General features: G+C 36.9%; 13 protein-coding genes. 1 reads left to right on the forward strand and 12 read right to left on the reverse strand.

All coding sequences use genetic code 11. The features are described from left to right. Positions 1–187 precede the first annotated feature (187 nt). On the forward strand, positions 188–928 hold the full coding sequence (locus PUQ00_RS07985) for a 2-phosphosulfolactate phosphatase family protein (protein ID WP_300414914.1): 741 nt from the start codon (positions 188–190) through the stop codon (positions 926–928). Positions 929–1,059: 131 nt separating this feature from the next. On the opposite strand, the gene rfbD is transcribed toward PUQ00_RS07985, so the two are convergent. The 12 genes from rfbD to PUQ00_RS08045 all read right to left on the reverse strand — a co-directional run bounded on the left by rfbD (position 1,060) and on the right by PUQ00_RS08045 (position 15,239). After that, on the reverse strand, positions 1,060–1,944 hold the full coding sequence (rfbD, locus tag PUQ00_RS07990) for a dTDP-4-dehydrorhamnose reductase (protein ID WP_300414916.1): 885 nt from the start codon (positions 1,942–1,944) through the stop codon (positions 1,060–1,062). A gap of 124 nt (positions 1,945–2,068) precedes the next feature. After that, positions 2,069–2,614 (reverse strand): dTDP-4-dehydrorhamnose 3,5-epimerase, encoded by a 546-nt coding sequence (gene rfbC, locus PUQ00_RS07995; RefSeq protein WP_300414918.1) that lies wholly within the window; start codon positions 2,612–2,614, stop codon positions 2,069–2,071. A gap of 118 nt (positions 2,615–2,732) precedes the next feature. Beyond that, entirely contained in the window at positions 2,733–3,809 is a 1,077-nt protein-coding gene (locus PUQ00_RS08000) for a glucose-1-phosphate thymidylyltransferase (RefSeq protein WP_300414920.1), read from the reverse strand. Positions 3,810–3,893: 84 nt separating this feature from the next. Then, the gene (locus PUQ00_RS08005; protein ID WP_300414922.1) at positions 3,894–4,964 is read right to left on the reverse strand and encodes a glycosyltransferase family 1 protein; all 1,071 of its coding nucleotides are present in this window, start codon (positions 4,962–4,964) and stop codon (positions 3,894–3,896) included. A gap of 18 nt (positions 4,965–4,982) precedes the next feature. After that, entirely contained in the window at positions 4,983–5,900 is a 918-nt protein-coding gene (locus tag PUQ00_RS08010) for a glycosyltransferase family 2 protein (RefSeq protein ID WP_300414924.1), read from the reverse strand. Between the two features lie 26 nt (positions 5,901–5,926). Beyond that, positions 5,927–6,922: a glycosyltransferase gene (locus PUQ00_RS08015; protein WP_300414926.1), complete on the reverse strand. Its 996-nt coding sequence runs from the start codon at positions 6,920–6,922 to the stop codon at positions 5,927–5,929. Between the two features lie 128 nt (positions 6,923–7,050). After that, positions 7,051–7,248, reverse strand: coding sequence for a hypothetical protein (locus PUQ00_RS08020; RefSeq protein WP_300414927.1), 198 nt, complete (start codon positions 7,246–7,248; stop codon positions 7,051–7,053). Between the two features lie 26 nt (positions 7,249–7,274). Next, a complete protein-coding gene (locus PUQ00_RS08025; RefSeq protein WP_300414928.1) occupies positions 7,275–7,643 on the reverse strand; it encodes an EamA family transporter in 369 nt (122 codons plus the stop codon). Between the two features lie 237 nt (positions 7,644–7,880). Continuing rightward, positions 7,881–8,576, reverse strand: coding sequence for a hypothetical protein (locus tag PUQ00_RS08030; protein ID WP_300414929.1), 696 nt, complete (start codon positions 8,574–8,576; stop codon positions 7,881–7,883). Positions 8,577–8,658: 82 nt separating this feature from the next. Beyond that, complete coding sequence (locus PUQ00_RS08035; RefSeq protein ID WP_300414931.1) at positions 8,659–9,822, reverse strand: glycosyltransferase family 2 protein; 1,164 nt, start codon at positions 9,820–9,822, stop codon at positions 8,659–8,661. Between the two features lie 142 nt (positions 9,823–9,964). Beyond that, positions 9,965–11,500 carry a hypothetical protein gene (locus tag PUQ00_RS08040; RefSeq protein WP_300414934.1) on the reverse strand — a complete coding sequence of 512 codons (1,536 nt, stop codon included), beginning with the start codon at positions 11,498–11,500 and terminating at the stop codon, positions 9,965–9,967. Positions 11,501–11,675: 175 nt separating this feature from the next. Further along, entirely contained in the window at positions 11,676–15,239 is a 3,564-nt protein-coding gene (locus PUQ00_RS08045; protein ID WP_300414937.1) for a glycosyltransferase, read from the reverse strand. Positions 15,240–15,356 lie beyond the last annotated feature (117 nt).

Here is a 15,356-nt window from a genome sequence, read left to right on the forward strand (position 1 = left end):
ATTAAAACCCTGCCCCTACTGAGTGGATTTCTTCCCTACTCCCCACTCCCATTTATCTATTGAATGGGTTACATCGTACATTTTGATGCTAAAAAATGTTCTAGGAGCAATTGTAACTATAGTTAGTGACATCAACTAGGTAGAATGTTATTTGCGGCAGTAGTATTAAAGCAGGTGTATCCAGCGCGTGAAGCTATTCGTATACCACACTCCTGAATTGACTCCAACAGATGAAGCGCCAGAATGTGCGATCGCAGTCGATGTCTTGCGAGCCACTAGCACAATTGCGACAGTTTTGGCAGCTGGAGGCGAAGCTGTACAAGTATTCAGCGATTTAGATCAACTAATAGAAGTTAGCGAAAAATGGCCTGCTGAAAAACGTCTGCGGGCTGGAGAACGCGGCGGCGCGAAAGTCGCTGGCTTTGAGTTGGGTAACTCTCCCCTCGACTGCACACCAGAATTGGTGGAAGGGCGACGTTTGTTTATCAGTACCACAAATGGCACTCGTGCCTTACAACGGATAGAAGACTCCCCAAGTGTACTAGCAGCAGCCTTAATTAACCGGTCGGCGGTGGTGCAATTTCTTCTAGAATTGCAACCAGAGACAGTATGGATTGTCGGTTCAGGTTGGGAAGGCAGTTTTTCCTTAGAGGATACAGTTTGTGCAGGTGCGATCGCTCACAGTCTTTTACAACAAAGCACGTTGTCAGCAGAAGAACTAGCTGGTAACGATGAAGTAATTAGTGCGATCGCTCTTTACTCTCAATGGCAAGATAACTTATTAGGATTACTTCACCAAGCTAGTCACGGTCAACGATTGTTGCGTCTTGACTGTCAAGAAGACTTAAAATATTGTTCTCAAACTGATATTTTAGATGTCTTGCCTATACAAGAAGAAACGGGAGTTTTAAAAAGTCATAAGAAATAAGGAATGGGGAATGGGGGGAGTGAGGGAGTGAGGGAGTGAGGGAGTGAGGGAGTGAGGGAGTGAGGGAGTGAGGGAGAAGAATTAATAACCAATGCCCCATGCCCCATGCCCCATGCCCCATGCCCAATGCCCTATGCCCCATGCCCAATTTTAAAATCTGTAAGCATTTGTCGAAGTCTTTGCCGCCAATGGGGGGGATAAGTCCCTAGAATTGGGGAAATTTTTCCACAAGCAAGGACGGAATAAGCAGGGCGACGGGCTGGCGTGGGATATTCGGCGGTTGTAATCGGGACAATACGTTCAACTTTCAAAGGGAAGCCTAGCTGTTGGGCTTCTTCAAAAATGGCGATCGCAAAGTCATACCAGCTAGCAACGCCGCTATTAGTGTAGTGATAAGTGCCGCTAATTGTTAACTGGGGAATTATCTGGGCTATGACTGTGGCTATATCTTGCGCCCAAGTCGGGCTACCAATTTGATCGGCGACAACACGGAGTTCTTGACGTTCTGCACCTAGTCGCAGCATGGTTTTGACAAAGTTACTTTTGCCAAAAGTTCCATAAACCCAAGCAGTGCGGAGGATGAGGTGATGGGCGCAAGTTTCCCGAATAGCTTCTTCTCCAGCAAGTTTGGTTTTACCATAAACACTCAACGGGTTAGTCGCATAGGTTTCCTGGTAAGGGCTACACCCATTGCCATCAAAAACGTAATCGGTCGAAATATGAATTAGAAAAGCTCCTAATTTTTGGCTTTCTTCGGCAAGAATTAGGGGTGCAGTAGCATTAATAGCGGTAGCAAGTTCGGGTTCGCTTTCGGCTTTGTCTACAGCAGTGTAAGCTGCGGCGTTAATGATGATTTGCGGCTGCTTGGATCTGATAATACTGCGGAGGGTATCGGATTGGGTAAGGTCTATTGTCGGGCGGGTTACTGAGATAACATCGCCGTAGGATGGGAGGATTTGTTGTAGTTCCTTACCCACTTGACCATTGCTACCAATCAGCAAAATTGATTTACTCATCCTGATTAGTTCTGAAACCTAAGTAAGTTGGCACGACACAATCAAGGTATATTGAGTTTTGTAAAAACTCTGGAATGATTCATTCATAAGCCCAATACTTTAATTAAATTTAATTTGAAAGTACTTAATCAAATATTTCAGCAATTTTCAAAGGTTTACCTACTTGGTCTTTAGCTGATAAAATCGGTGGCGTACTCAGGGGCCAATCTATTGCTAAATCTGGATCGTTCCATAAGATTGTGCGATCGCCTTGGGGTGCGTAGTAATCTGTAGTTTTGTAGAGAACTTCAGCTATTTCTGAAAGCACGAGAAAGCCGTGGGCAAAGCCTGATGGTATCCACAGTAGGCGTTTGTTCTTAGCACTGAGTTCATAGCCTACCCATTTACCGAAGGTAGGAGAACTTTTTCTAATGTCTACGGCTACGTCAAAAATGGTACCAACAACAGCACGAATGAGTTTACCTTGGGGTTGTTGGATTTGGTAGTGCAATCCACGCAGAACGTTTTGTTTGGAGTAAGAGTGGTTATCTTGGACAAAGTTCGTCAGAATACCTGTATCTTGAGCAAATTTTTGGTGGTTGTAAGCTTCAAAGAAAAAACCGCGATCGTCTGCAAATACTTGGGGTTCAAGTTGTAGAACTTCGGGAATTTTGGTATGTACAATGCTCATTAATATAATTTATAGGATATGCGGCAGTGTTCTGATTGTTAGATGAATTTCGCATTTATATTTTACAGGTACTGTGCTCAACCTTTGACGATCGCTTATCCTCTTTTTAATAAGTAAATCACGTTAGTTCAATTTGGCAGTCATCGCCAATCAGAAATCGCAAGGCTTTGGGGCGACGGGGTGCAAGAGTCAATTGTGCCCTTTGCCCAATCACACTATCAATAATGCGCTGATGAATTCCGGCAATTTTAGCACTTTCTAAAATAACACTGTGTTCTAAATCAGTATCAATGAGTGTGGCATTATTAGCAATGCTACTATAAGGCCCAATAAAGCAGTTTTCTAAATGACAATTGCTACCAATGACTACTGGCCCCCGAATTGTGCAGTTAATTACTTTAGATTTTGCACCGATTTGGACTCGTCCAATAATCTGACTTTGGGCATCGACTTCGCCGAGAATTGATTTTGTCAGATAGGTGTCGAGAATTAATCTGTTAGCTTCTAATAAGTCATCTTTTTTACCAGTGTCTAGCCACCAACCTTGGAGATTATAGGCTAAAACTTGCTTTTCCTGATTAATGAGGTATTGAATAGCATCAGTGATTTCCATCTCACCTCTGCTGGAAGGTTGGATATTTGCGATCGCATTATAGATGAGGTGAGAAAAGAAATAAACCCCTACCAATGCCAGATTTGAAGGAGGAACTTTGGGTTTTTCAATTAACTGTAATACCCGTCCTCTATCATCTACCTCAGCCACACCAAAGGCGCTAGGGTTGGCAACCGAACGCAAGAGAATCAAAGCATCTGGTTGTTGTTGGCTAAATTGTTCCAGAAAGTAACGTAACTCACCTAGTTGAATCAGGTTATCCCCCAAGTACATGACAAAGGGAGAATTACCTAAAAACGGACGGGCTACTTGGACTGCATGAGCAAGTCCAAGTGGCTGGTCTTGTATGATGTAGGTGATGTTCGCTCGAAAGTCTTCTCCATTTCCGGTTTTCGCTTGGACTTCTGCCCCAGTTTCCGGGCTGATAATGATGCCAATATCAGTAATACCAGCAGCGACCATTTCTTCAATGCCATACCATAAAACAGGTTTATTAGCAACTGGCACAAGTTGTTTTGCCCCACTGTAGGTGAGGGGACGTAGGCGTGTACCTTTACCGCCAGAGAGAATTAGTGCTTTCATCAGGATTAAGGATTAATTACAAGTCATTAGTCAAGATAATCTGAAATCTTGACAAAATCCTAAATTCTGGTGTTAGTTTATCTTTTATAAGTAGCGGGATAAAACTTCGACGGTTGCTTTTCCTGTTTTTTCCCAACTGAATTGTTGAGAGTGACTGATACCTTGGCTAGAAAGGCGCGATCGCAACCCCAAATCAGTTGCGATCGCCTGCATTGCTTCTGTAATTTCTGCTGTATTGTAGGGATTGATCAGAATCGCCGCATCGCCAGCAACTTCTGGTAGAGAGGAGAGATTGGAGGTAATGACGGGAGTACCACAAGCCATTGCTTCCAGGACAGGTAAACCAAAACCTTCCCAGAGACTGGGGAAAATTAGTGCGATCGCTTGACTAATGATTTTTGGTAATTCGCTGTAAGGAATGTAGTCTAAGAACTTCACCTGATGAGTTATACCTAGTTTCTCAACTTGCGCTTTTAAAACTGGGGTATAACGGCGATCGCTTGGCCCTGCTAACCAAAGTTCGTAATCTTGGCGGTTAGGTAGTGCGGCGAAGGCAGTAATTAAGCGTTCAGGATTTTTGTGAGGATTATGTCGTCCTAAATAAAGGAAATAATTTTGCGTTGGTAAATCCAAAAAACGAAACTTTTCGCTGTCATACGCTAGTGGAATCGCAGTTATTTTGTCTTCGGTAACTCCCAAAAATTTGCTTAAATCTTCAGCCGTTGCCATTGAGTTACAAATAACGTGCTTTGATTGTTTTATTACAGCACGAATATAATAGCTGCAATAAAGCCGCTGCGTTATAGAAAACCATTGGGGAAATCTTAAAGGAATTAAATCATGAACAGTAACTACATAAGAACAGGAAGAAAATAGAGGAGCTTCTGGGATAGGAGAAAATAGTAATGTAGACTTCATCTTTCGATATAAATTTGGTAGTTTAAGTTGCGTCCATAACAGACGCTTTAAATGCCCTTTCATACCAAAATCTGTCGTCATATCTGCTGACGAATGATGATATTTTATACCCAATAGTTCAATTGGACTTAATACATCAATATCTAAATTTTTTAGCTCTTTTAATAAATTCAGACTATAACTTAACCAACCTGTTGGCTGTGCCGGAGCAAAAGATAAATTTACTAATATAGGCATAATATAATTACTACATTATTAATTAGATATAGGTGTTTGAATAGGAGATTTTTGAACTGTAAATAACAAAATAATAATTTTTAAACTATTCGGATTAGTTGTGGTTATAAACTCTCCAAAAAATTTATAAAATAGATATATACGTAATAGTATATTTTCCCACAAAGGACGATGCTTTTGATAGTAATAAATCTGGCTACGTCTATATTCAATAGCCATTATATTCGCAGCCTTTTGAATCGAATATCCTTTCAAATGGATTAAAGATACATCAGGCGTGTAGATAATTTTATATCCTTGATACTGCGCTCTTTGGCATAAATCTGATTCTTCAAAATACATAAAAAAGTTTTCATCAAATCCACCTAATTTATGAAATAAACTTGAACGCATAAAACAAGCTGCCCCTACAACAATATCGACTTCTTGAATTTCTTGAAATTTCTGCTCAATCAAATTTTGCTGAGAGATATTTTGATAATCTCTATGCAGCCGACGAGCTTGATATTCTCCTTTAATTCCTAATGCTGGCGAAACAGAAATTTGTAAAGTTCCATCATGATTCAGCAATTTCGGCCCAATAATTCCTACTTGTGGGTCTGATTGTATCAACTCAATTAAATGCGGTAGAATATTACTAATAACTATAGTATCAGTATTTAATAAGAATAAAAATTCTCCATTAGCAACTTTTGCACCTGCATTATTTCCTGCTCCAAAACCGCGATTTGTAGCTTGTCTAATTAGACTAACTTCAGGGAATTTTTCTACAATTAATTCAAAACTACCATCGCTAGAGGCATTATCTACAACAATAATTTCATAAGCAGGTATATCAATAAATTTTTTTATAGAGTTTAAGCAGTCTGGTAAAACTTCTAATCCATTATAGTTAACTAAAATAATCGATACTGTAATGGGTTGTTTTCGTGTCATTTTCTTTGGGTACTATTCTTGGTTCTTTAACATCTTGTAAATATTTTAAGTAGCAGTTTTTGAACTTGTTTAAGATCGAATAATACTTTGAGAATCCAAATTCGTAGTGCTATGCCTTCAGAACCGTATCCCATGCACCAACTTTGGTAGCAAAGCTTGAGAATAGGTAAACCAAAATCTAATCGTAGAATATCAAAAGGATTAGCTCGGCTTGAATTAGTTTCATGCTGAAAACGATCATAAAGTGCTTTACTCAAGTTATAATGAAATAAATAGCTCTTACCCGTAATTCGATATTTCTTACTAGCCCATACTATGAATTCAGTGTATATCTTCCCAGCATCTTGCACTACCCCAACTGTATTAGAACTGTGAATCCTATAACGGATTAATGATTGCCGAATATGACCAATTTTACCTTTTTGAATTGCAACCAAAGCTACCCACCAGTCGTGATGCCAACCAATTTCATGTTGGGGAAAGGGAAGAATATAGGGGATCAAAGAAGTACAAAATAATAAAGAGCATCCTGTTACCACATTGTGAAGTAATAACAATTCTACGGTAGCGTTTTCAGGATTACGTCCTTCAAAATTCCACGTAGAAGGATTGATAGTTTCGTCGTAACTATTGATAAGTTCCAGATCAGAATGGACTAAAAGTAATTGTTCTGAGCGTAGTTTTGTTATCAATATTTCTAGCTTTTCTGCTTGCCAAATATCATCTTGATCTGAAAAGGCGATCGCTGTAATTGTAGAGTCTGTAACACAGTATTGCAAACCACGCTCAAAATTGTAATAATGCTTAAGATTATCATTATGAAAATGGCAGATAAATCGTGAATCATTATCAACAATTTTTTTAATTTCAGCTTGATATTTAGGTTGGGAGCAGTCATCAGCTATATAACAAACCCAGTTTTGCCAAGTCTGGTTTTGAATAGACCGGATCTGTTTCTGAAAATATTCAATTTGAGGATTATAAGTTGCTAAAACAATGCCAATTTTTTCTTGATCCTGCATTGGAGTTGAATTTATAAATTTGACATAACGAGATGTGCAACTTTTCCAACAGTATTGTTCTGAGCCGAACAGACTATAACGTGGGGAGGGCTTTCATAGATTTTGGTTAAACTACTATTTGCGAATAATTATTTAGTTAGTTTTAGATGAGTTTGTTTATGAATAATCAGACAAATATCGGAGGAATATTCTTGAAATAGGTTTTCTATTGGGAAGCGATCGCGGATATCAATATCATAGTGACGATAGCTATCACCATATTTATCTTCTAAAATACGACGATTCCAGTCTGTGGAAGCAGATTCACCGAAAAATACCGCCCGCATATTATTAAATATTTAATTTTTTTAAATTATTTTTTCCAAACTACTAATATAACTCCGCTCATAATTAAACTCAAGCCTACTATACTGGTAATGGAAATGGCTTCTTTGAATAGAAAATAACCTAGTAATACAGAAAATACGTAGACTAAGGATACAGATGGACTAGCTATGCTGAGATTAACTCTAGTTAAGAGTAAAATATAGGCTAAAGCGCCTAGACCGTAGAAGGCTAGCCCTGCTAGAAGTTCAGGTATTGTGATAATACGAAGGATATGATTAACAACATTATCAATATTAACTTTTCCTAACTTGCTTGCTCCTGCTTTTAAGAAAAACTGTCCACTCACGCTGGCTATGACTGATATTAGTAGTAGACAAAATTCTTGCCGTGTCATAGAAATTTATTTGTTAACAAAATAAAACTATCTTATAGCAGTTCCTGACCTAGTACATTAGGGCAAAAAAAAGTTACCAGCCTTGTTTTCTAGATCCTCGATACCCCACCACTTTTTACGGATGAACGCTGGTCACTTTTTTCCGACTTCCTCCACTAGTGGGTAGGTTTTCAAATCTACTAACTGTTTATAAAAAAAGTCAGTGTACCTCAGTTGCTTAGAAAACGTTATAATTATCTATTTTGATAATAAAACTACAAGGTTAGAGACCATACCTAGAAATATGGGTTTGTACCAACTAACATTTATCTTCAATTGATTAACTTTTGATGAAGCATTAATTATCTTCCATAAATCTTTCTGAGATAATAAGTGCAGATTATTTTCGCTAGCCCAGAAATTCATTCCAATAATTTTTAATATTCTGCGATGCCAAGATCGTGGAAGCCAGTGCAAAAGAGGAATTTTAGTATGAAATTCTAGCCAGTGATATCTGTTAGGGGTTGCTATCAGTATGTTAGGACTAAGTTGAAGCAGATCATTGATATATTGAATTTGATTTTTTTCTAAACCTACATGTTCAATTACTGCCGACGAAATTATGTAATCTATTTTTTCCAAGCTACTTTTTTTTGGAGGCCAAGATACAATTGTTAGTCCTGGAAAATTTTTATCTAAATGATTAATGTCTTCTGGCGAAGTAGCATAAACTTTTGCCCCATCCTCCATTAACCATCGAATAAAACAATTGCTATCTTCTCTAACAGTATCTGGAGTTGAACCATGATCTAAAAAAACTTTACCTTCTACACTACCAACTTGCTTTCTTAACCATACATACATCTTCCTTCTAGCTTTTACTGCTGCTTTAATATGTAATTTACTAAAAGGTAGGTTGCGTCCAAAATAATCTATTCCACGTACTTCTGACATAAAATATACCTTTCTAGTAAAATTTCCAAAACAAACGTCAATCTTAAGCGCTTTACTAAAACTTTTGAGAGAACTTGCATAACTATCTAGGAACCTCGTATCTTTCTACCTTTTTCATTGACATTGCGGAAATAAACAAGGATGAAAAGTCTATTTCAAAACCGATGATTACTACAGTTGCTGCAAAGGTAAACCATTCTGGATGAGGAAGTGGTAACAGGTTAAAACGAAGCCACTGTAAGGTAAGATACAGAAGAACTGAACTACCACCGATGATCATACTTGTTCCGATCAATAGACCAGTTTCTAAATTAAAGAAGTTGTAAAACTTTCGTAGTAAAAAATTATCCTGATCAAAACGCCGACTCCATGAATAGGTCTTGGCATGTAGACCTAAGCTTAAAATTTGAAAACCAACTACACTGAATATCGTTGCAAATATACCTGTTACGACTCCGAGTGATCTGCCTTCATATTTAAAAAAATCTGCTAAGACAGCAATATGAATTAGCATACCAAGCGTTAACAAGAACATTCCTGGATAGACGAATAGTTTATTGGGAGCGTATAGCAACATCATCCGCAAACTACGCCAACCATCGCGGAGTGTTCGCAGCTTAGACTCTCCCTTTCGCGGGGCTAATTGAATGGGAATTTCTTTTATCTTCAATTTAGCAAACCCTGCATTTATTGCAAGTTCTAAGTTAAATTCCATACCTGGGCTGATGGGTTGAATCAACTCATACACTTCACGACTAAAGGCACGCAATCCGCAGTAAACATCTGTATATTTTGTACCAAATAAACCATTAAGAAGGCTTGTAATTGCGGGGTTTCCAATTAAACGATGCAGCAACGGATTGTTTTCTAAACCTTTTTTCCCTAAGAAACGACTACCCGTGACAAAATCATAGTTTTCGTTGACGATAGCATCCAAAAATTGAGGAATCAAGCGAAAATCATAAGTATCATCAGCATCCCCCATAATAAAGTACTTACCTCTTGCACTATTAAAACCCTTGAGATAAGCATTTCCATAGCCTCTCAATGATTGGTGTACTACTCTTACACCCATGCTTTTAGCTATTTCAACCGAGCTATCTGTTGAACCATTATCACAGACAACAATTTCACCATCAATGCCTGCATTATTAAAAGTATTTTGAATTTTCTCAATACAACTGCCAATAGCAGCTTCTTCATTTAAGCAGGGCATTACGACAGAAACCAAAATCATATCTGACATACTTGCAACCTTTTTTATCAAAGATTTAGTAAAAATTAAGGTCTGAATAAAGAATCTAGAATTTCCTCATAACATTAGCTTAATTTAGACAAACAATGACAATTATGACTTTAACTGTCATATTACTGTTACTAATCAGCCATTACTCACTTGATTTATTCCATTTATGCAATACTTTTAGATTAAATATTGCAATAAAATATGACATACCAATAGCTACATTCATTAATAACAAAGGAACAATAGACCAAAGATATCGGAAGTCAGCTGGAAAACTTGTAGTGTCAATATAAGCGACAAGAGTTACACGCAGTATCATAGTTAACAGCATCATTAGAATTACAATTAATGGTATTGTTACAGATACTTTTTTATAGGTTTTATTTTTAAGATGACCTAATATTAAACTAATGGTTGATATTCCTAGTAATATGGGGAAACAGAATTTATATAATGCAGATATAGAGTAAATAAATTTGTCCTTTAATTGATTAACTGGAATATCTCGATATTTGATAAAATTAAATGGTTCTCTAGTTATTTTTTCATAAAACGTTTTTCGGTGACTTAAGTCTTTTTCTCCATCATTTAAATTAACGATTAGCATTTGATTTAATAATGTCTGGCTTACTTTGCTAAAACTTTTAAGAAAAGGTTTTATATATTCACTGCGAATTTCCGGGCTAAAAGCCGATATTGAAAATAGACTATTATTACAAGACAATCTTTTAGATATACAAGCATATTTTATCTCAGATGCCATTTTTTGGTAAAAAGCCTCCGTCTCAGGAGCCGATTTGTATTCGCCAACATAAGCAACAGCCTCTCTGAATGCCCAAACAAACCATCCTCCAGCGTAGTCATCACAAACTCCTACCGCTTGACATCCATGTATAAACCATTCCTTTCCCGACCGCTCTAAATATGCCGATAGCTTTTTGAAGCTTGGACTCACATCATAAATTTTAAATCTAGTTTCTTCTGGGACAGGTACGAAACGTCTCAACTTTTCAGGCTCAACGCTAGCTATTTTAGAGTAAGCAGTTTTTATCCCTGGTGATGTAAGGTCACTAACGGTAAACACGCCATATTTTAAATAGGTTGTGAAAGAAATAAGTGATGTTAAAAAAACTACTGGAATAAAAATAAGTAGTATCGACCTTTGCAACTGCCGCCATGCAATTCGCTTATTAAGTTGAGAATTAAGTGTGTTAATGAATAATATTATATATAGTATTGCGATACTCGGAAGTATTAATATTCCTTCAGGTCTTATATTATAAAACCAAGCAAATCCTAATCCTAAATTGAATGACCATAATAGAAAATTTTTAGAGAAAAAGGGCTGATTAAGTAAATGAATAAGACAGGATATTATGAAGGTTGTCAGAGGTAAATATAATGTCTCTTGTATGGTTTGTCTATTCCAGAAAAATGATGATGGCAAGAAAATATATAATATTAAAAAAATAAATATGATGACTTGGTTTTTATAGTATCGATAAAAAGACCAAGCAAAGAAAAAGCCAGAGATTATATATAATAATTCTTGTGAAAACCTTAATGAAAATCCTAATATATAACTGATGCGAATAAAGAATGGATATCCTGGTTGCCTGATTAAAGTAAATTGATCGTAAAGAAAAGGAGCATGAAAATTAAATATTTCCCAAGCCATCTGTATATATCTCAAGTTATCATGTCTTCCATAGGAAGCCATAATAGGTAAGTGGCTTGTCAACCACAATTTAATAATGGCTAAAATTAAGCATGACTGCCAAAAAAATTTCCAAAAAATCATATAGGCTAGGTTTTTCAGTTTTTTCGTTATTAGACCATTAATGTCAGGTTAACTATTCATTTACTACCCCTGAAGACTGACTCAAAATCACTTCTTTTGCTAGTAACCAATGTTGTTGAAGAAGATTATTATTATCAAACATCCGGCATACTTTTGCATAACCGTTTTTTGCCAAAGAATCTGATATATCTGGCTCAACGATGCATTTATGAATTGCAGCAGCTAAGGCTTTGGCATCCCCTGGCTGTACTAAATAGCCTTCACTTCCATCATTGATTATTTCTGGAATGCCAAATACATCAGTGCTGATAATCTTTAATTCAAATGCCATTGCTTCTAGCAATACTCTGGGAAAAGACTCTTCAAAAGATGCACAGACAAAAATATCACTTAACGCATAAAAATCATAAACATCTATAGTTTCAAAATAAATGGAAATGTTCTTAAGCGATAAGTCTTGTATTTGACGCTTCAATAAGTCTAAATAGTTGCTATCTATGTATGTACTATTTCTTGCACCTACTATGAGACAAGATATATTAGCAAACTTGTCGGTAGAAAGTTTCTCCAACGCTTTAATGGCTTCGATAAAGATGTGTTGACCTTTGCGTTGACAGGTAGTACCAATTATGGAAATCACCAGATGTTCATGACTAATTCCATATTTATCCCGCAACTGATATTTGTTATGGGAATTACGAAAATAATTTATTTTTTGTAAGTCAATCCCTCCTGGTATAGTGCGGAAATTATTTTTGATATCAAATTGATGAAAAATTCTGCGTGTAGCTTCAGCCTGATAAACTACTCTTGTGGCGTTGACAAAACAATCCGGCAATATTTTCTGCATAATTTCTGGAGATACATGACTAAAGAAATTATTGATGCTCATATCTAGACTTTGACTTTCATGAATATGCCAAATGGTTGGCAATTTAAAGAGTTTTGCTAACTCTATGCCCCAGAAGCTGAGTAAGGTATTACATACCACTAATTCATAAGATTCTAAGTTAAGATTATCACCGATTTTTTGGAGACGCTGGCGATATTGTTCTAAACTTTCTTTTTGTAAAGGTAATGTTTCTTTACAAATTTTTACCGGAATGTTTAAATTTTCATATTCTTGTCTCAAAATACCATCATTAGAAGAGAGTACACATATTTCACAACCACCTTTTGTTGCAAAATAACGAGTATAATTGTAAACAATTAGTGGCGCTCCTTCTAAATTTAAGTTGTGAGTAATAAAAAGAATTTTTGACTTTGATATTCTATCTAAATGGCTATAAGCATAAGGATTAATAGCCATGAGCATAGAATTTATATTTAAATTTCTATTAAAGAATGGATCTATAAAATTATTATATTTTTCAATAAATTTAATATGTTCTCTAGGATTATAAGTTTTACCTCTAGATGCGCTAGTCTCGTGTATCAGGATGGCTTGAGGTGTATAAACAATACGTTTTCCCGATTTCAACACACGTAAGCAATAATCAACATCGTTATACTCAACTGCAAAATTATCTTCATCAAAGCCACCAAGCTCACGATACAGGTTGGTTGAAGTTAGCATACAAGCACCTGTCACTGCTGAAGCGTTGCGTGCTGCATGGGGTAAACAAATATAGCCAACTTCCTCTTTATGCAAACGATGAAATAAATGGTCAGCTAGTCCATTGTGGTATCCGACTACAACTCCAGCGTGTTGAATAGTCTGATCGGGATATAAAAGTTTAGCTCCGACGACACCCACACCATCTATAGACATCCAACCAACCATGTCTTCTAACCAACCTGGCTCTAAAGCTTGTATATCATTATTAAGGTGAAGTACATACGGTGTATCCACATGCTCACAAGCCAAATTCATTAATCTGGCATAATTAAAAACATCTATTTTACGTTCCGAGCGAATAATTCGACATTGCAATACGTAGTCTTGTTGTAATTTTTTAAAGTATTGGTGAGTTGAATGTTCTGTTGAGCAGTCATCAATTATTAATAGTCTGACAAAGCGATGATCTACGGTTTTTTCTAGACTAGAAACGCATTTTTTTAATAGGTCTACTCTATCCTTTGTAGGAATAACAATTGTCACAGGATTTTCCGCTATTAGGGAATTATCCCATTTTATCTGGTGCAAGCATAAACCGTGTTGTTTAGCAATTGGGGGTAAAAATGTTTTAGCTTTTAAACCCCTGCGTTGAATTGCACCTTCTATAGCATTGTAGGCGCTATCAAATACATACCGCTTTTGCGTGCCATGTGAAGCCGTGCTGCCAGCGTGTGTTCGCCAGTGATAGCATATATGGGGAATGTGGTGAACCTTATCTGGCGTTGTTTTCTCACTCACACGCAAAAACAAATCGAGATCCTGCGCTCCCTCAAACCCCTTTCGCATTCCGCCAAGTTGATCAATCAAAGTTTTGCGAATGACTGTCAGGTGATGAGTGAAGTTGTGAGTAATTGCCATTTCCGGACTCCACGCACCCTTCATTTGTGGATCGAAGTGGTATCCAGATTCGTTTATTTTGTCTTCATCAGTATAAATCCAGTCCGCTTGCGGATGCTTGTCTATACATTCGGCAACATGTAATAACGCATCACTAGATAAAATATCATCATGATCTAGTAGCGCTACATAATCACCAGTAGCAATTTTTAATGCCGAATTAGTAGCCTCTACAATATGACCATTTTCTTGACGAAAAACGATTTTGATTCGTGAGTCTTCTGCTATTAATTGTTGCAACAATTCTTGGACATGAGGCTTGGTAGAGGCATCATCAGCAATGCATAATTCCCAATTTGGATATATTTGACTTATTACCGACTCAATCATTTCTTTGAGAAAATGCTTGGGAGTATTGTAAACAGGCACAACAACGCTGATTTTGACTCCTTTTGGAGCCAATTTGTCGGCATCTTCTCTCATTCTGCGTAAAAGACTTGATGACAATACATTAGTCTGAAGCCATCTTTGATATAAATCTTGCGTTTGCCAGAGATGAATTATCTCTGAGTATTTTATATCTGTATTTGGAAAATACTGAATTTGCCTATAATAACGTCGTAGATGATAGATCCACAAAGTTGGAGAAAGTGGTAATTTTCCCTGTTTATAGGCAGTCATGGCCTTGATTACCACACTACGCATAAATAAAAGAAGATTTATTACACTTCTTAGACTTTTAATGTACTTACCTCGACTGGGAGTTTTAAAATTAACATGTCTGGCAAAACAACAAATTGGTTGTCCTGTTTCAAAGATTGCCCAAATTTGAATATCCATGTAGCCAGAGCGTTGATTGTTTAAAATAAAACTATGTACAAATCCTGATGAACCTGCATTTTCCACATCTGGATATGCTTGAGATACATCAGGGCGTGAAAATCCGTACTCAATTTGATTTTCTAGCAAATTGTCTCTCACCAAGATGAGAGATTTAATTTTGGCTTCTCTACTGAAAACCCAGCCTGAAACTAGCAACGTATCATTAATATTATTTTCTTGAGTTCTTGGTGTTTCTAAATTACCTTCCAGATATCTGGAGGGAGATATTTCATTGAATTTAGAGAATTTTGTGATAATTTTGATTAGTGGATTATTCAAAAATCTGATTCGAGTGGCGATTTTAAGAAAATCCAGTTTTCTTTGAGTTTGTTGGAGTTGAGACTGCGATCGCTCCAATTCAGCCTGAGTTTGTTGCACTTGAGAGTGCGATCGCTC

Source organism: Nostoc sp. S13 (assembly GCF_029379315.1).
GTDB lineage: Bacteria > Cyanobacteriota > Cyanobacteriia > Cyanobacteriales > Nostocaceae > Nostoc.